We start from the raw sequence: 18,070 nt of genomic DNA, 5'->3' as shown, positions 1-18,070 counted from the left end.
TAAAATGTAGACGACATAAACTAAAAGTGCCCTTTCTTTTGTTTCGTTTTCTTTGGGCAAACAAAGAAAATGAAAAATAGAAACTGAATTTGAATCATTTAAGTAAAATGGATATGAAAAACTTAAATAAGATTAAGTCAAGATCAAATTAAACAAATTAGGTTGGTTAGTTGGGTAAAATCAGCTTGAATAGCTTTTGATGGCTGTCAAAAGTGACTATCAAAATGTATTGAAGAGTGGGTTTTCAAAATGCAATGCTGATAGTCGTTTCAATCCGAAAGCAGATTGAACGTATTCAGGCTGATTTTTACACTAAATCAACAAAATATAACAACACAAAAAACACACAACGTATAATTTTAAAATCACAACACTATGAACACAAAAACATTAAGATTCACAGGATTCATGGGACTTGTATTAGCACTCGTATTTGCATGTTCCCCAAAAGAAGAAACGAAAGATATCGCTTCGTTGGAAGCAAGCGAAAAAGTAGTCGCACAGCAAGCAGTTGTATTTATTGCAGGATACGATAAAGGTTCACAAACGTATTATAAAGATGCAAAAAAGCATTTTGAAGCACAAAATTATACCATTGTTGATGATGCGTTTTCACTTCAAGAAATCATAGCTTGGCTAAATAAAAATCACAATGCACAAGATTACAAGGAAATTCATATTGTAAACAAAGGAAACGCAAAACAAGGACTTTCATTAGAAACAACTATTCATGGCGTACCTTTATCACAAGAATCATTACTAAACTGTTTAAAAGAAAGTACACTTCCTAAACTTGAAAATGTATTGGCAGAAAACAGCAAACTTGTGTTTCACACTTCTGAACTTGGCAAAAACAAAGCATTATTGCAAATATTGAAACAAACGTTTACAGCAAACTATCAGCCAAAAGTATTTGCCACTCCACATGCAACGGTTTTCAACGGGCAATTTCAAAAACACTTCTTAGCCAAAGCATTTTACGGATACTATCCAACAGCACAATCGCCAGGAAATGTAGATTTATCAAAGCAATTTATCCGTAACTATCCTTACGAAGACATTCACTGGTTAGATGCCATCAGAACGAAAGAAGAAACGGAACCTGGAAAGCCATTTGCATACAAATTCAACATTCCAATTCGTTGGGAAGTACAATTCTCAGATGATGAAGATGTGCCTTCATTAGCAGATGCAAACGAAATTATGGATTGGATTGAAGACAATGAAGTATACGCGCAAAAAGTAAAAGACACTGGAATTCCTTTAGAAAAATTTAGATGGAAAGCTGTCAAAGTTGGTCAAAAAATAATCATCAAAGGAAAATCTACTGCCGTTTGCGTAATGAAACCGATGATGCAACACAATAATCCTTTATCGTATGTTCGCACAGAATTTGACAATCAACGCTATTACACACAATTGTAGTAAATGTATCAATTTGAAAATTTGATGATTTGAAAATGAGTAGTCTTTCACTCCTCTAATCATAACATTTTTAAATCTTTATAAACGCAGTCGAGATGCTTAATTACGGAATAAGTACTCTCGATTGTGTTTACTTCTAAACCTATCAATTTTAAACTATATTTGTGTCATGCATTTCTTAAAATCCAAAATCCTTCTAACGCTATTTTTTATTTGCTGCTTGTCGCATACGTACGCTCAGGAAAAAGAAATTACCTATGTAGCAGAAAGTTTTAGAGTCAACACAACATATGCTCTTTTTGGCGATAATGTAAAATTAAGAGCTGCACCAAATACCACTTCTGAAGTTATTACGATATTGCGTATTGGCGATGAAGTGACTATTTTAAAAAAAACGGATCAATTTTTAGAAACTGCAACAGCGAAAACGGCTTGGTATGAGGTAAAACACAATGATAAAACTGGTTTTATTGCTGGACAGTTCATCGCAAATGCGCACAAAAAAAGTGGCGATCAACATTTTTATTTACATAAAACAGAAGGAGAAGATGCATTTGGAAAACTACACATCAGAACTATTTTTAATGCTACTACAAAAGCATATACAGAAACTACAATTGAACCATTAGATAATAACATCGGAATTAGTTTTGACTCGTCGTACGACTTAGAAAATATAATTCAAATTGTAAACATAAACTACTTTGGCGATTCTTGCGGCGCAGAAAATGGCACAACGGTATTATTTTTGAAGGAAAACTATCAATTGGTTAAAATTGCAGATTTATCATTAATTGGCGATGGTGGCGTTTATGGTTTAATAGAAAAATTCACCTATACTTTCAATGAAGAAAATGGACAACCGATCATTATTTTTACAAAAGAAGAAGAAGAATTGATTGATGAAGAAAAAAAATGGTACGAAACCAAACATATGAAACGTATATTTGAATGGAATGGCGAAAAGCTAGTGCCAGAATTTTCAAAAAAATTCGCAAAAAGAACGCCTGAAAACTAAGATGAAATTTATTTCTAATACATATCTCCTACTCGCTTTCATACTTTTTTATTGCTGTATTTCCTCAGCACAAAACAATCAATTGCGCGCATATACCTTAAAAGATGGTTTGCCGCAATCGCAAGTAAATGCTATTGTTCAAGATGATTTTGGGTATTTATGGATTGGTACACAAGGTGGCGGAATTGTACGTTTTGATGGACTTTCATTTACCAATTGGAAAGAAAAAAATGGGTTGGCTTCCAATTACATTCATGCATTACAGTTTTCAAACGACACATTGCTTATTGGAACACGTCAAGGACTTTCTACACTTGTAAAAAATACATTCAAAAAATATGCAACACCTACAATTTTTCATATTGAAACTACGGAAAACAACACCTATTTAGCGACAAAAAAAGGATTGTACTACTACAAACCCAATGAAGGCGCAAAACCACTAAACTGCAACGCTATCTTAAATGCAACTCAAATAAATGATGTATTATTTGATGGAACTACATTTTGGATTGCTTCGCGAAAAGGCTTATGGAAAACGGATCGTTTGGAAAATTCGGCAACCTTTACAAAAGTTCTCGAAGGCGATTTCAAATCGTTGGCAAAATATAAGCAAAAAGTAATTGCGGCAAGTTTTACGGATGGAGTCTTCGCGTTTACACCTAAAGAAAAAGGTTTTCAAATAGTTTCTGAAGTCAAAAAAATCAATAGCATCACGGTTATTAACGATGCTGAATTATGGATTAATACGACAAATGCAGGCATCAAACGAATCAACTTAACGGACAATTTGCCTGAAAAATCAATTACAAAACGAAATGGTTTGTCTGTCTATAACATTCGTGAAGTATACAAAGACCGACAAAACAATATTTGGATTGGTTCGTCAGGTGGCGGATTATTTAAGTTTGAAAAAAATAATTTTAGACATTACACAAAAGATAATGGATTGACAGCCAATCGTATTTACGCGGTACACAGCTATGACAAAAAATTGTGGCTTTCTACGTCTGAATCGGGTTTAATGACCATTGATTCTACAGGAATTCATCAAGAAGTTGCCGCAAGTGAGTATTTGACGGTAAAAGTAAAAACACTTACAAACGATACCGCAGGACGAATTTGGGCAGGAAGCGAAGGAAAAGGCATCTACATTTATCAAAAAAAGATTCGTGATTCTATTGTGTACGATAGCACTTTCGTAGATGAAATTACCTATGAAACGCTCAAAGTTGAAGATATTTACAGTGCAAGTATCACTACAAAAGACGGTTTACCTTCCGATTGGATTCGCAATATAAAAATAGTTGGTTCACAAATTTGGGCGGCAACATATTCCAATGGAATTGTACGATTTCAGTACGATTTTGACAAAAAACAAATTTACAATATCAAAACATTTGGTGTACAAGAAGGCATCAAAGATTTGTCCATTCGCGATTTGGCTCGTGATGAAACTGGTCGTATGTGGTATTGTACCAACAAAGGACATTTAGGATACATCAAAAAAGATAAAGTTACGCACCTAATGCCAAAAGATGTCACTGGAAACGAAGTCACGATCGGAACCATACGTTTTCACAATTATGACATGTATATTGGCACGTTTGGAAAAGGAATTTGGTATTCGGAACTATCTTCTAAACTAAAGTTCAACCAATTACAAGGAACAAAAGACCTCTACTCAGACAATATCTATCAACTCATTTTTGACGATAATGGAACACTTTGGGCAGGAAGTGAAGGTGGCGTAGATCAAATTACATTAAACAAGAAAAATGAAATTACCAACGTTATTCACTACGGAAGAAATGATGGTTTTTTAGGAATCGAAACTTGCCATAATGCTACTACAAAAGATACAGAAGGAAATCTTTGGTTTGGTACAATTTACGGACTTACAAAATACCAACCTTCTACTTCGGAGCAGCAACTTTTAAAACCGAAAATACATTTTGAAGACATCGAAGTTGATTCAAAAAGTTTAGATTCTATCGATTTGCAGCAATGGACAAATACTGACAAAAGATTGCAACTTCCTGAAGATCAAAATAATATAAAATTTCAATTTCGCTCTGTAGATTTAGACAATCCTGAAGCCATCGTATATCGGTATAAATTTGACGAGGAAGATTGGAGTTCGTGGACAAAGGAAAGTAAAATTACCATTGGCGGTTTAACCTACGGAGATCATGATTTTATGGCGCAAGCACGTAACAAAGATTGGCTGGAAAGTGATTCCATTGGTTTTAAACTGCACGTCATTCAACCATTGTACAAAAAAACATGGTTTAAAAATCTTGGTTGGACAATACTTGGGCTAATTATCATTCTCATCATTTACAGCTATATCAAACGGATCAAAGCTAAAAACAAAGCAATTCGTGAACGTTTACAATTAGAAAATCATTTGCTTTCGCTAGAACAAAAAGCATTGCGTTTGCAAATGAATCCGCATTTTATTTTCAATGTCTTGAATGGCATCAAAGGCATGAGTAGAAACGATATTCCAAAAATGGACAATACCATTAATACTTTTGCTGTTTTATTGCGTGAAACCTTGACAAATTCTAGAAAAGATAGCATTTCGCTTTCGCAAGAAATCAAAACGCTTTCCAACTATATTGAAGTGGAACGTTTGATGGCTAGCAAAGATTTTTCATATACAATTGATGTCACTTCTGAGTTAGATCCGGAAGAAGTACTCATTCCTCCAATGTTGATTCAACCATTTGTAGAAAATGCTATTCGACACGGAATTATGCCATTGCAACGACCTGGCGAATTGAAGGTGCATTTTAAAACGGACAATCATTTTTTGTATGCGACGATTACGGATAACGGCATAGGCATCAATCAATCGCAACAAAACAAAAAAAGTACCGATCATCAGTCGATGGCGTTGCAAGTAACCAAAGAGCGAATTGAATCCTTGGCAGGACGCAACACGCTAAAAATTGAAGATATGTCTAAAAAAGATCATACCTTAGCTGGAACGAAAATTTCATTTAAAATTCCGTTGGAAACAGATTATTAATTAGATGAAAGATTGCTGTCGCTGTTGGAAGTTAGACCGCTTTTAGATTTATTTAAGTCTAATTATTATGAAGAGTGTTATCGAGACAAATCTCAATACTCAATACTAAATACTAAAACCTCAATACTAAGAAACATGCTTACTACTGTAATTGTTGACGATATTCCTGCTGCGTTACATATGCTAAAAAGCGACATTGAACGCTTGCATCCTGAATTGAACATTATTGGAACTGCTTCAAGTGTGGTTGAAACTGCAAAACTGTTACGCAAGCAACAACCTGATATTTTATTTCTTGACATTATGTTGGGCGACGGATCTGGGTTTGATGTATTGGAAATTTTCCCAAATTTGACTTCAAAAATTATCTTTGTGACTGCAAGTGATGAATTCGCCATCAGAGCTTTTAAATTTGCCGCAATCGACTATGTATTAAAACCGTATGCGGAAGAAGAATTATCGTTAGCAATTGAAAAAGCGAAAAGTCAAATTCACCCGAACAAAGAACGTTTGGATATTTTAAAAGATACCTTAGCGGCCCCAAATGAAAAGCCAAACAAAATATCACTTCATACCTTAGATAAGATTATTATTGTGAGTTTGGATGAAATTATTCGTTGCGAATCGGATAGTAACAATACTATTTTCTATTTACAAGATGGACAGAAGATTTTTGTAACAAAAACACTCAAATACTTTTCAGATATGTTGAAAAGTTATCAATTTTTGCGTGTACACCAAAGTCATTTGGTCAATCTGCAATTCATCAAAGCCTTTATAAAAACAGATGGCGGTTATTTATTGTTAAAAGATAAAAGTACGGTTCCTGTTTCTGTTCGTAAAAAAGTAGAAGTCATGGAAATTTTGAGTAGTATTCATCGAAAATAATCTTATTGGATGTTAGATCGCTTTGCTACTAGATTTCTTGACTTGTTAGATTTCTAATACGTGAAGAATAACTACAGACATACTTTAAAGAATAATCCCTTCAAACAATATATATTTCAACATTGTAAAAGTTTATATAGTATCTCGTGCGTTCTATATTCATAATCATTTCTTAATAAAGTGAATTCATTACGAGACTAAAAAAGTTAATCTACTCATTTTTAAAACATTATAAAAACTCATAAAATTCACTTATACATATCATATAAAACATAAATAAAAACATATGGATTATATTTTTCATCTTTGCAGTGTCAAAAAAACTCAAAGCAATGGAAAATACAAAAACTACGAAAACGATTTCTAAACAAACGACCAACCAAGTAACGAAAGTTGCTGTTGCATACGGAGACGGGATTGGTCCTGAAATTATGAAAGCAACCTTAAAGATATTAGAAGCAAGTGGTGCAAACATTCAGCCAGAAATCATAGAAGTAGGCGAAAAAGTATACCTATCAGGAAACTCTTCAGGAATTGAGAAAAAATCTTGGGAAGTGATCAACACGAACAAAATTATCTTAAAAGCGCCAATTACAACGCCACAAGGTAAAGGTTATAAAAGTTTAAATGTTACGTTGAGAAAATCATTAGGATTGTTCGCAAATGTTCGCCCAGTAAATGCTTTGCATCCGTATGTACACACAAACTTTCCAAACATGGATGTTGTCATTATTCGTGAGAATGAAGAAGATTTATATGCCGGAATTGAGCATCAACAAACACAAGATGTGGTACAATGTTTAAAATTGATTACTCGTCCTGGTTGTGAAAAAATTGTACGCTACGCATTTGAATATGCAAAACTATACGGAAGAAAAAAAGTTACTTGTATGGTAAAAGACAACATCATGAAACTTACAGATGGTCTTTTTCACAATGTATTCAAAGAAATTGCAGCTGAATATCCAGAAATAGAAAGCAATTCACAAATTATTGATATCGGATCTGCACGTTTGGCGGCAACTCCTGAAAACTATGATGTGATTGTAACTTCAAACTTATATGGAGATATTATTTCTGACATAGCGGCTGAAATTGCAGGTTCTGTAGGAATGGCAGGTTCGGCAAATGTAGGAAGAAATGTTGCCATGTTTGAAGCAATTCACGGTTCGGCTCCTGACATTGCAGGAAAAGCCATTGCAAATCCTTCAGGCTTACTAAATGCGGCGGTAATGATGTTAATTCATGTTGGAAAAGTAAACATTGCTAACAAAATCAAAAATGCTTGGTTGACAACAATTGAACAAGGATATCACACAGCAGATATTTATGAAGAAGGACAAAGCGTTCAAAAAATGTCTACAAGCGAATTTGCTGATAAAGTCATTGAAAACTTAGGAAATGTACCTGAAAAGTTAACACCAAGTACTATAGACGAAAAAGCAGGAAGTATTTCAATTCCTGTATACGAAAGAAAACAACAAGAACAAGTTTTAGTCGGTACAGATGTATTTATCAACTGGCAAGGAAGCAATCCTGAAGAAATTGGAAATGCATTGGCAGGATTAGATTCATACAAACTAAAACTCAAAATGATTACCAATAGAGGTGTCAAAGTATTTCCGAATGGAATGCCAGAAACATATTGTACAGACCACTGGAGATGCCGATTTGTAGCTATAGACGCCGTTACGGAAGGAACGCCAAAATATGCTCCGATCAATTTCGAGCAAATCTTAGCATTGTTATCAAATATCAATAAAATAGGATACGAAGTTATTAAAACAGAAAACTTATACGAATTTGATGGAAAACGTGCATTCTCACTAGGACAGGGAGAATAAATAAAATACTGAAAATCAATAATATAGAATGTAAAAATAGTCCGTATTTTTGTATGACTAGTTTTAAAAAACCGAATAGTAAATGATGAGGCTATTCGGTTTTCTTTTGTTTATCATAAATATTGTTTATGATGAACATTTAAAACATAAATAAAAATATATAAACAATATTTTTCATCTTTGTAGTGCAAAAAAGAATAAGACAAAAGTGTTTTTTGTATAGCTAGTTTTTAAAAAAACCGAATAGCAAGTGATGAGGCTATTCGGTTTTTTTATGTTTAATTGCGAGCCACTATTTAGACTCATTGAAAATAAGAACCTTTCATGTTAATTATTTTATAAATTAAGAATAGTTGTTTAATGTTTAATTAAATTCGTTAAACAATTAATAAACTATAATAACGTCTGCTATGAAATCTTTTCTACTAAAACTCTCCGCACTTACTTTTTTAGTGCTTTTATCATTTAAACCAAACACTGCATCCACACAAGAATTTCAAGGGCAAGCCTTTTATTATTCTAAAACGAAGATGGAATTAGGAAGATGGGGCGCACGAATGAGTGAAGCTCAGAAAAAAGATGTGGCAGCTCGTCTAAAGAATCGTTTGGAAAAAACATATGTGTTAACTTTCAATAAAGAAGAATCTGTTTTTAAAGAAGAAGACAAATTAGATGCCGTTTCAGGAGCAACAGATTCGTGGGGCGCAAACTTCTCTCGTGGATATCAATATAAAAATGTAAAAGACAATGCCTTAGTACAAAGTCAAGAATTTTATGGTAAAAAGTTTTTAGTAAAAGACAAATTACAAAAGATAGAATGGAATATGGGCAAAGAAACAAAGCAAATTGGTCAATATACTTGTTTCAAAGCTACGGCAATTGTTCCTTCAAGTGAATTAGATTGGTACAATTTCTCTTGGGCAGATTTACGAAGTGCCGAACCAAAAAAGAATGCGGATGGTACAACGTCTGAACCAGAAATAAAAATGACAACTATTGAAGCGTGGTATTCTCCACAAATTCCAGTAAGTCACGGACCAGCAGAATATTGGGGATTACCAGGATTAATATTAGAAGTAAGCGCTGGAAATACAGTGATGCTTTGCTCTAAAATTGTTATCAATTCTGGAGAAACAATCACTATTGAAGCACCAGATAAAGGAAAAGAAATCAATAAAGCAGACTATCAAACTACGATTCGTGAAAAAATGCTTGAAATGAGAAACAATAGAGGAAGAAGAAGAGGTTAAACCTTTGGCTAAAATTGTAGTCTAATTGAAAATACTCTTTTTTAAAACTAACTAATAGCACCACACCAATGAAAAAAATACTTTGTATTTTCTTATTCCTTATTGCTCACCAAACGTACGCACAAGTTAAAATTGAAGGAAAAGTTACAGACAGTTTAAACAAACCTCTCGAATTAGCGAACGTTATAGCAATTAACAAAGCGACAAGTACTCTAGAATCCTATAGCATTACAGACAAAGAAGGAAAATATCGTATTGAACTCAAAAAAAATAACAAATACAAAATTCAGGTAAGTTATATTGGTTTAAAAACACTTACTGATTCTTTAGAAACGAAAGAAAGTGACATCACTAAAAACTTTATACTCAAAGAAGATAATACGTTAGATAAAGTTGAACTTACGTATGAAATGCCCGTTACCATTAAAGGAGATACATTAATTTACAATGCAGATTCTTTCAAAAATGGTTCTGAACGAAAATTAGAAGACGTTTTAGAAAAATTACCTGGCGTCGAAATTAACGAAGACGGACAGATAGAAGTTGAAGGGAAAGTCGTAAACAAGTTAATGGTCAACGGAAAAGACTTTTTTGACGGAGATACCAAACTTGCTACCAAAAACATTCCATCGAAAGCTGTAGATAAAATTCAGGTTTTACGAAATTATTCTGAGGTAAATCAGCTCCGAAGTGTTACAAACAATCAAGATAATGTTGCAATCAATATTAAGCTAAAAGAAGGAAAAGAAAACTTTTGGTTTGGAAATGTTACCGCTGGTGGAGGAAGTTCGCCAGATAATAAATTGTATTTGTTACAGCCAAAATTATTTTATTACAGTCCAGAATACAGCATCAACTTTATTGGCGATATGAATAATATCGGAGAAGTTGCCTTAAGCCGTAGAGATATTCGTGGTTTTGGTGGCGGATTTAGAGCGCCAAGTAGAGGAAGCGGAACAAATATTAATTTGGGAGACAACAGTTTAAATTTCCTTACCAACCAAGGAAACGCACTCGAAATAGAAAACAAATTAGCCACAGGAAACTTTAGCTATTCGCCAAGTAAATCTTTAGATTTAAGCGGATTCTTAATTTACAATAGCAGTCGTATTCTTTCCCAAGAAACCAGTTTTGTACAATACACAGATCCAAGTTTAGGCATTCCTGATGAAGCTACAGAACAACGCAGTAGAGAACGCTCGGATCAAGGATTGGCAAAGTTTAGTGTCAAATTTCAGCCAAACTTTAACAATCAATTGGATTATGATGTGTTAGCACGAACGTCTAACGATTCGCAAGTACAAGGCGTATTTTCGTCTGTTATTGGATCTACAGATCAGATCAATAATGTGAAACCGTTTAGCATTAATCAAAATGTAAATTATTATTACACGATTAACGAAACTAATATTCTAGCTTTTGAAGCGCAGCATTTAATCAAAGATGAAGATCCTTTTTACAATGCACGTTTAGAAAATGGAACAAACAATGCTTTTGATACAACGGCAGACGCTTTAGGATTGGATACTTCTGTAGCTGATTTCGATTTGGCGCAGAACAGACGAATCAAGTCGAATCAGTTAGATGCAAAGTTGGATTATTACAATATTTTAAACACGAAAAGTAATATCAACTTTACGTTGGGAACTATTTTAAGTCGCCAAGAATTCAATTCAAATCTATTTCAGTTTAGAGGTACAGGCATTCAATTTAATCCAATACCTACTTTTAACAATGGACAAATTACCAATGATGTAGAATACAATTTTAGTGATGTTTATGTTGGTGTGCATTATCGTTTAAAAACGGGTAAATTTACTATCACTCCAGGATTCTCAGTACATGCATACGGTAACAAAAATACGCAAAGTGGTGTTACGTTTGAAGACAATTTCTTTAGAGTATTGCCTGATTTTGAAACACGCATTCAGTTTAAAAAGAGTGAAGCATTAACTTTACGCTACGAAATGCAGAATCAGTTTACCGACGTGACCCGATTGGCAGAAGGTTTGGTCATGAACAACTTCAACAGTTACCAATTTGGAGAACCAGAATTGCAAAATGCATTATCGCACAATGTGAGTTTGGTATATACAAGTTTCAATTTGTTTAATTATACCAATGTATTTGCCAGAGCATCGTATTCTAGTAATATAGATCAGATACGAAGCTTGACAGATTTTGAAAGTGTCATCCGTACAAGTACCTTTTTCAACTCTAATTTTGCAGATGAAAATGTGAATGTATTTGGACGTGTGCAGCGTACGTTCGGAAAGATTCGTGCGAGTTTGAATGCAAGTTTTAATTACAGTAAGATCAATCAGTTTATACAAGGACAACAATCGTTGAATGAAGGATTTACACAAACGTATACGCCTGGTATTCGAACCAATTACAGAGTGGCACCAAATGTAAGTTTGCGTTACCGTTACAGTGTTACGAACAATACACAAGGTGGACGTGAAACGAAGTTTGTGACCAATGCACCTTCGATTAACTTTGATGCATATATTTGGAAGCGCGTTACTTTCCGAACTGATTATACCTATACCAATCAAGATTTGGGCAATGGCGAATCGCAATCGTTCCAAACATGGGATGCGACACTTTCATATAGAAAAAATAGAGATGCCAAATGGGAATATGAACTCAAAGCAACCAATATATTAGATATTGATTCACAAGTACGAAACAGCGCGAATAACTTATCAGTGTTTACTTCTGAAACGTTTATTCAGCCACGATTTGTTACCTTCCGTTTTGTTTATACGTTGTAATGTAATCATAAAGTCTAGTTTTTGATTGAAACTAGCAACTTATAAAATAGTTAGTACTGGTTAGTTAAAAACCGAACAATATGTTTAGAATATGTTGTTCGGTTTTTTGTTTTGCAGTTTTAGCCTTCAAAATGTTTTAGATAAATCAAATTATTTCCCGATGCTAACAATAAGTATTCAATTTTCTAAAACTTGTATATATTTTAATTTAAAAAGTTTCTGTTCAAAAGTTCTCTTCTGAATTTTTATAAAATATAATGCATGCTAAACAGTGCGGTTTATCGCAATTATCAAATCTATAGATTAAAAATATCTTCAATGATGTGAGAAAGTAGCAAAAAAGAAATCAACCTATCTAAAATCGTTTTGTAACCAATTTTACGGGCTTTTTAGGTGCTTTCGAAATGATTTCAAATTCAATAACGCCAAGCAACAACGATTCTTCTGTAGTGACAACATCTACACGCCAATGACCATCAATAATATTTTCTTTATATGTATATCCGCGATAACCATGATCGCGTCCGCCTGTAATTTCATAAGTCATTTCATCCATGAGTTGCCATGTTTCTGTGTCAGGATTGTAATAATTCCAACGGTGTGAAACAACTTTGTCCAAATCCGTAGGTGCAAATATGGACGAATACACATACACGCGCTCATCTACATGATGGTAAAATTTTATCTTATGCGTGCGCCAAAAAATATACCATGCATCCGATTCGTACGTCGCGATGTATTGATCATTTTCTTTGGTAATATTATGCGCCACAAAACCTTCTGCCAAAGCCAACGGAACTGGCGGAATCATTCTAAAATAATACAATCCATTAATTAAAATATACACAGCAGCAATGATTGCTATGAGTTTGCCCAACTTTATCTCGGCTCTCGTACTTGGACTAGAAAAATAGATAAAAGCAATCAAACCAATGGTTAACGCACTGCTTATTAAACCTGAATAGAGAAAAATAGTCGTGTTCATTTCCTTGATCATTACAGGAATCATAAACACAAAGAATATAAAACTGATAAAGTAATAGACGCTAAATTGCAGGTATTTGTTTGATATTCTTTTCTTTAGAAATTCATTTGCAAAGAGAAGCAATAAGAGAATGACAAAAAATGTGACGGTTTTAGATAATGAAACACTTCTGGAAAAGTAAATGACATATGCACTTGAAAGTCCTCCAAAAAAGAACTGAATTGCTAAGGGGAAATAAAGTTCATAGCGTTCTAAAAATGTGTTTTTCCACCGTTGATCATCAACCAAATTGAATAGATACAATACAATGGTCAATAGCGTCATGTGCGATGTCAACACTACCAAATCGTACATTCTGTCAATCCGTCCTAATGTGAGCGAATCAAAAATAAATCCGCCAATAAAGAATAGTAACGGCGCATACTTTTCATGCCGTTTGATGAATTTCCTAAATTTACTATTTCGAAATTTGACTAATGTACGCTTCATAAGGTTGGTTATGCTCCAAATATAAAGGTTTCTAAATACTTCGATTAACGCATTCAATTATGAGTAAGTGCTCATACATTTTGTAATGTAACTATTAAATGCGTTCAAACGGTCATGGAGTATGAAATAATATAGTAAAAATTATACAGTTTTTACAAAAGCAACCAATCGTTCATTGATGAAATATTGCCAGCCTGCCTCACAGCTTTCGCGTTTAAATTCGGGAACTTCATCAGGAAAATCTTTAATAACAGTTGTGGTTAAAGTTAATTTCGTTTTGTTATCGATTGAATCTAATTTGAAAGTAACAAATGAATCGCCTTGCAAATTTTTATATTTCCAATTGTAGACTACCTTTCTATGCGGAATAACTTCCGTAATTGTCCAAAGATGTAAAAAGTCACGCGAAGGTGCTTTGACATTGAATGCTATTTGAAAACCAACTTCTGGGTTGAAATCGGGAATGTTCTCAAAAAACCATTGGCGCATTTGTGTAACATCTGTAATGGCTTTCCATACAACTGCCGCAGATTGCGTAAAACGTTGTGAGACGATTACTGGTGGTTCAGAGGTTTTCATTTACATTAGGTTTTAGATAAAAGTAATGAAATTATATTTTATAAATTTTCATATAAGAAAAGCTAAAAACCAAGTATTGATTTTCAGCTTTTCCAGTTAAGAACTGAGCTATTTATTGTTTAACTGACGCTGTTGCAGCTAAGGTTTCTGTTTTTTCACATTTGCCTTCTGGATCATTTGTACATACTGTACAATATCCATCTCCATTGCTTTGTCTTCTTGGATTACAGCCAACAGTACAACCTGTACAACTTACAATTGTAGCAGTATCCGAAACTTCAAATTCATTTCCCCTTCGTTTTAGTAAATAGGCTGTTTTTTCCGTTTTGTCTTTACTTGCTACTATTAGTTGTACTATTTCTATTTTTTCATTATCAGTAGCTTTACTAAAATCAATTTTAAGAGTACTCATGTCCATTTGGGCAGCTCTACTTGCTCCCATACTTTTTTCGAGGGTTGCCACAAGTTTCTTTTTATCAGTAAAAACAATTTTACCCTTTTCCATTTTAGCTATACTATTACTTTTCTCTTTTTCAGTACTTTTTTTTGATTCTGTTTTTGTTTCGTTGTTAGATTGCTTATTCTCTTTATTTGCACAAGAATATATAAATAAGAGACATAATATGAGCAACAATCCACTTGTTTTTACTGTTTTCATTAGTTAAAGTATTGGTTAATATCTTTAATTAATATAAGTTTTTTATTACAAGACTGCTATTTTATTCTATGATCGTTCAGAAAATTCGATGTATTAACTCACACTAAATCAATACAATGAATAATTATTTAAAAACATTATAAAAAAAGCAACTCCTTTCGAAGTTGCTTTTCAATATATTATAATTAATTATTTTATCTTCTATTTGCCATATTATGACGTTCTCTAGCCAATAAAGTATTTTTGAGTAACATTGCAATGGTCATAGGTCCTACTCCACCTGGAACAGGCGTTATGTGACTTGTCTTTTTGCTGACATTTTCAAAATCAACATCTCCCGTGATACGATATCCACGTTTTTTAGTGTCGTCTGGAACTCTTGTGATTCCCACATCAATTACAATCGCATCATCTTTTACCATTTCCGCTTTTAAGAAATTTGGTTGTCCCAATGCCGTAATGATAATGTCTGCCTGACAGGTAATTTGTGTAATGTTTTTAGTGTGACTGTGCGTTAGTGTAACGGTTGAGTTTCCTGGAAAACCTCTTCTTCCCATTAAGATACTCATCGGTCTTCCGACAATGTGACTTCTTCCAATAACAACCGTATGTTTTCCTTTGGTTTCTACATCGTAACGCTCCAGTAATTCTAAAATTCCAAAAGGAGTAGCAGGAATAAAGGTAGACATATCTAATGCCATTTTTCCAAAGTTTTCAGGATGGAATCCATCAACATCTTTGTCTGGATGTACCGCCATAATTACTTTTTGTGTGTTGATTTGCGGTGGTAAAGGCAACTGAATGATGAATCCGTCAATGTCATCGTTTTCATTCAATTCGTGAATCTTCTTTAGCAATTCGAGTTCTGAAGTTGTGTTTGACATGCGCACTAACGTAGATTCGAATCCGACACGCTCGCAAGAACGCACTTTGCTTCCTACGTATGTTAGACTTGCGCCATCGTCTCCTACTAAAACTGCGGCCAAATGCGGAACTTTTTCACCGCGATCTTTCATTTTCTGAACCTCAGCAGCAATTTCATCTTTGATATCATTCGATACCTTTTTTCCATCTAATAAAATCATGTATAGTTGTGTTGTGTGTGTCTTTTTGGCTGTTGGTTGTTGGCTGTTGGCTGTTGGCTGTTGGCTGTTGGCTGTTGGCTGTTGGCTGTTGGCTGTTGGCTGTTGGCTGTTGGCTGTTGGCTGTTGGCTGTTGGCTGTTGGCTGTTGGCTGTTGGCTGTTGGCTGTTGGCTGTTGGCTGTTGGCTGTTGGCTGTTGGCTGTTGGCTGTTGGCTGTTGGCTGTTGGCTGTTGGCTGTTGGCTGTTGGCTGTTGGCTGTTGGCTGTTGGCTGTTGGCTGTTGGCTGTTGGCTGTTGGCTGTTGGCTGTTGGCTGTTGGCTGTTGGCTGTTGGCTGTTGGCTGTTGGCTGTTGGCTGTTGGCTGTTGGCTGTTGGCTGTTGGCTGTTGGCTGTTGGCTGTTGGCTGTTGGCTGTTGGCTGTTGGCTGTTGGCTGTTGGCTGTTGGCTGTTGGCTGTTGGCTGTTGGCTGTTGGCTGTTGGCTGTTGGCTGTTGGCTAAATTTATTAAAATATTGAAATACTTTTACATTTATAATTCAACATTTATAATTTAGCATTTAGCAAACTATCCGCCCATTCCTTTCATCATCTGCATCAGCTTTCTTCCGCCGCCGCCTTGCATCATCTTCATCATTTTACTCATTTGATCAAATTGCTTTAACAATTGATTCATTTCTTGTACCGAACGACCAGCTCCTTTGGCAATACGCTTTTTACGACTTGCATTGATCATTGCTGGTTTAGAACGTTCTTCTGGCGTCATTGAGTGAATTAATGCTTCAATGTGTTTGAAAGCATCATCTTCAATTTCCATACCTTTCATTGCCTTGGAAGCTCCAGGAATCATGCCGACTAAGTCTTTCATGTTCCCCATTTTCTTCACTTGCTGTATTTGCTTTAAGAAATCGTCAAAACCAAATTGATTTTTGGCAATTTTCTTTTGTAATTTTCTAGCTTCTTCTTCATCAAACTGCTCTTGTGCTCTTTCCACTAACGAAACAACATCTCCCATTCCCAAAATACGATCTGCCATACGTGAAGGATAGAAAACATCAATAGCTTCCATCTTCTCTCCTGTACCAATAAATTTGATCGGTTTGTTTACTACAGATTTAATAGAGATTGCCGCTCCACCACGTGTATCACCATCTAATTTCGTTAAGATAACTCCATCAAAATTTAAGATGTCATTGAAGGCTTTTGCCGTGTTTACAGCATCTTGTCCTGTCATTGAATCTACTACGAAAAGTGTTTCTTGTGGTTCAATTGCTTTGTGAATGTTTGCAATTTCGGTCATCATGGCTTCATCAACTGCCAAACGACCTGCGGTATCAATGATAACAACATTGTGTCCATTTTGATTTGCATGTGCAATTCCTGCCTGGGCTATCGCAACTGGATCATTGTTTCCTCTATCTGAAAATACATCCACTTTTATCTGATCTCCTACAACATGTAACTGATCAATCGCCGCTGGACGGTATACATCACAGGCAACTAATAAAGGTTTCTTTGTTTTTTTATTTTTTAAGTAATTGGCAAGTTTACCAGAAAATGTTGTTTTACCCGAACCTTGCAAACCAGACATTAAAATGATGGTTGGCTTTCCAGACAAGTTGATTCCTGCGGCATCGCCTCCCATGAGTTCGGTAAGTTCGTCTTTCACGATCTTTACCATTAATTGTCCTGGTTGTAAAGTAGTTAGTACGTTTTGTCCTAAAGCTTTTTCTTTTACTCTTTTTGTAAAATCTTTTGCAATTTTGAAGTTTACATCGGCATCAAGTAACGCTCTACGCACTTCTTTTAGTGTTTCTGCAACATTTACTTCCGTTATACTTCCATGTCCTTTAAGAACATGCATCGCTTTATCTAGCTTTTCACTTAAATTATTAAACATACGTTTGTATTCTTTTTTTGAGAAGTTGCAAAGATAGGAGAAACTTATAAATTTTGAAAGTTTAAAACCGCTCGTTTTCAACAAGATTCTACAGGTTTTTTTTGTTCTTTTTAAAGGAAGAAAGCTAAAATTAAACTGTTTG

Annotated in this window: 13 protein-coding genes; 8 read left to right on the top strand and 5 right to left on the bottom strand. The window is 34.5% G+C overall.

Annotation, left to right across the window (positions count from 1 at the left end; translation table 11 throughout):
* The first annotated feature begins 375 nt into the window (after window positions 1–375).
* The 7 genes from AA089_RS17770 (at window position 376) to AA089_RS17740 (ending at window position 12,239) form a co-directional block, all read left to right on the top strand.
* Window positions 376–1,425 (top strand): hypothetical protein, encoded by a 1,050-nt coding sequence (locus AA089_RS17770; protein ID WP_046758334.1) that lies wholly within the window; start codon window positions 376–378, stop codon window positions 1,423–1,425.
* A 169-nt stretch (window positions 1,426–1,594) separates the two neighbouring features.
* Entirely contained in the window at window positions 1,595–2,443 is an 849-nt protein-coding gene (locus AA089_RS17765) for an SH3 domain-containing protein (protein ID WP_082113312.1), read from the top strand.
* A gap of 1 nt (window position 2,444) precedes the next feature.
* Window positions 2,445–5,480 (top strand): ligand-binding sensor domain-containing protein, encoded by a 3,036-nt coding sequence (locus AA089_RS17760; RefSeq protein WP_046758332.1) that lies wholly within the window; start codon window positions 2,445–2,447, stop codon window positions 5,478–5,480.
* A 135-nt stretch (window positions 5,481–5,615) separates the two neighbouring features.
* The gene (locus AA089_RS17755; RefSeq protein ID WP_053002539.1) at window positions 5,616–6,368 is read left to right on the top strand and encodes a LytR/AlgR family response regulator transcription factor; all 753 of its coding nucleotides are present in this window, start codon (window positions 5,616–5,618) and stop codon (window positions 6,366–6,368) included.
* A gap of 332 nt (window positions 6,369–6,700) precedes the next feature.
* Window positions 6,701–8,212 carry an NADP-dependent isocitrate dehydrogenase gene (locus tag AA089_RS17750; RefSeq protein WP_046758352.1) on the top strand — a complete coding sequence of 504 codons (1,512 nt, stop codon included), beginning with the start codon at window positions 6,701–6,703 and terminating at the stop codon, window positions 8,210–8,212.
* A gap of 410 nt (window positions 8,213–8,622) precedes the next feature.
* On the top strand, window positions 8,623–9,462 hold the full coding sequence (locus tag AA089_RS17745) for a GLPGLI family protein (protein WP_046758331.1): 840 nt from the start codon (window positions 8,623–8,625) through the stop codon (window positions 9,460–9,462).
* 68 nt (window positions 9,463–9,530) lie between these two features.
* Window positions 9,531–12,239: a carboxypeptidase-like regulatory domain-containing protein gene (locus tag AA089_RS17740; protein ID WP_046758330.1), complete on the top strand. Its 2,709-nt coding sequence runs from the start codon at window positions 9,531–9,533 to the stop codon at window positions 12,237–12,239.
* A gap of 355 nt (window positions 12,240–12,594) precedes the next feature.
* Here the strand turns inward: AA089_RS17740 and AA089_RS17735 are convergent, their stop codons facing one another.
* From AA089_RS17735 to AA089_RS17720, 4 genes are all read right to left on the bottom strand, one after another.
* Entirely contained in the window at window positions 12,595–13,713 is a 1,119-nt protein-coding gene (locus AA089_RS17735) for a DUF2914 domain-containing protein (RefSeq protein ID WP_046758329.1), read from the bottom strand.
* Window positions 13,714–13,854: 141 nt separating this feature from the next.
* Window positions 13,855–14,292, bottom strand: coding sequence for an SRPBCC family protein (locus AA089_RS17730; protein ID WP_046758328.1), 438 nt, complete (start codon window positions 14,290–14,292; stop codon window positions 13,855–13,857).
* Window positions 14,293–14,404: 112 nt separating this feature from the next.
* On the bottom strand, window positions 14,405–14,950 hold the full coding sequence (locus AA089_RS17725; protein ID WP_046758327.1) for a hypothetical protein: 546 nt from the start codon (window positions 14,948–14,950) through the stop codon (window positions 14,405–14,407).
* Between the two features lie 194 nt (window positions 14,951–15,144).
* A complete protein-coding gene (locus AA089_RS17720; protein WP_046758326.1) occupies window positions 15,145–16,035 on the bottom strand; it encodes a bifunctional 5,10-methylenetetrahydrofolate dehydrogenase/5,10-methenyltetrahydrofolate cyclohydrolase in 891 nt (296 codons plus the stop codon).
* Between the two features lie 15 nt (window positions 16,036–16,050).
* Here AA089_RS17720 and AA089_RS17715 point away from each other — a divergent pair, with 15 nt between their 5' ends.
* Window positions 16,051–16,530: a hypothetical protein gene (locus AA089_RS17715; protein ID WP_162200457.1), complete on the top strand. Its 480-nt coding sequence runs from the start codon at window positions 16,051–16,053 to the stop codon at window positions 16,528–16,530.
* Window positions 16,531–16,596: 66 nt separating this feature from the next.
* Here the strand turns inward: AA089_RS17715 and ffh are convergent, their stop codons facing one another.
* Entirely contained in the window at window positions 16,597–17,928 is a 1,332-nt protein-coding gene (gene ffh, locus AA089_RS17710; RefSeq protein WP_046758325.1) for a signal recognition particle protein, read from the bottom strand.
* Window positions 17,929–18,070 lie beyond the last annotated feature (142 nt).

It is taken from the genome of Kordia jejudonensis (assembly GCF_001005315.1).
Classification (GTDB): Bacteria; Bacteroidota; Bacteroidia; order Flavobacteriales; family Flavobacteriaceae; genus Kordia; species Kordia jejudonensis.
The sequence above is the reverse complement of the archived record's forward strand: the minus strand, read 5'-3'. Positions and strand labels throughout refer to the sequence as shown.

Bases quoted from the DNA above. Each gene is read 5' to 3' on its own strand.
- AA089_RS17770 (WP_046758334.1), top strand. From the start codon at position 376: ATGAACACAAAAACATTAAGATTCACAGGATTCATGGGACTTGTATTA.
- AA089_RS17765 (WP_082113312.1), top strand. From the start codon at position 1,595: ATGCATTTCTTAAAATCCAAAATCCTTCTAACGCTATTTTTTATTTGC.
- AA089_RS17760 (WP_046758332.1), top strand. From the start codon at position 2,445: ATGAAATTTATTTCTAATACATATCTCCTACTCGCTTTCATACTTTTT.
- AA089_RS17755 (WP_053002539.1), top strand. From the start codon at position 5,616: ATGCTTACTACTGTAATTGTTGACGATATTCCTGCTGCGTTACATATG.
- AA089_RS17750 (WP_046758352.1), top strand. From the start codon at position 6,701: ATGGAAAATACAAAAACTACGAAAACGATTTCTAAACAAACGACCAAC.
- AA089_RS17745 (WP_046758331.1), top strand. From the start codon at position 8,623: ATGAAATCTTTTCTACTAAAACTCTCCGCACTTACTTTTTTAGTGCTT.
- AA089_RS17740 (WP_046758330.1), top strand. From the start codon at position 9,531: ATGAAAAAAATACTTTGTATTTTCTTATTCCTTATTGCTCACCAAACG.
- AA089_RS17735 (WP_046758329.1), bottom strand. From the start codon at position 13,713: ATGAAGCGTACATTAGTCAAATTTCGAAATAGTAAATTTAGGAAATTC.
- AA089_RS17730 (WP_046758328.1), bottom strand. From the start codon at position 14,292: ATGAAAACCTCTGAACCACCAGTAATCGTCTCACAACGTTTTACGCAA.
- AA089_RS17725 (WP_046758327.1), bottom strand. From the start codon at position 14,950: ATGAAAACAGTAAAAACAAGTGGATTGTTGCTCATATTATGTCTCTTA.
- AA089_RS17720 (WP_046758326.1), bottom strand. From the start codon at position 16,035: ATGATTTTATTAGATGGAAAAAAGGTATCGAATGATATCAAAGATGAA.
- ffh (WP_046758325.1), bottom strand. From the start codon at position 17,928: ATGTTTAATAATTTAAGTGAAAAGCTAGATAAAGCGATGCATGTTCTT.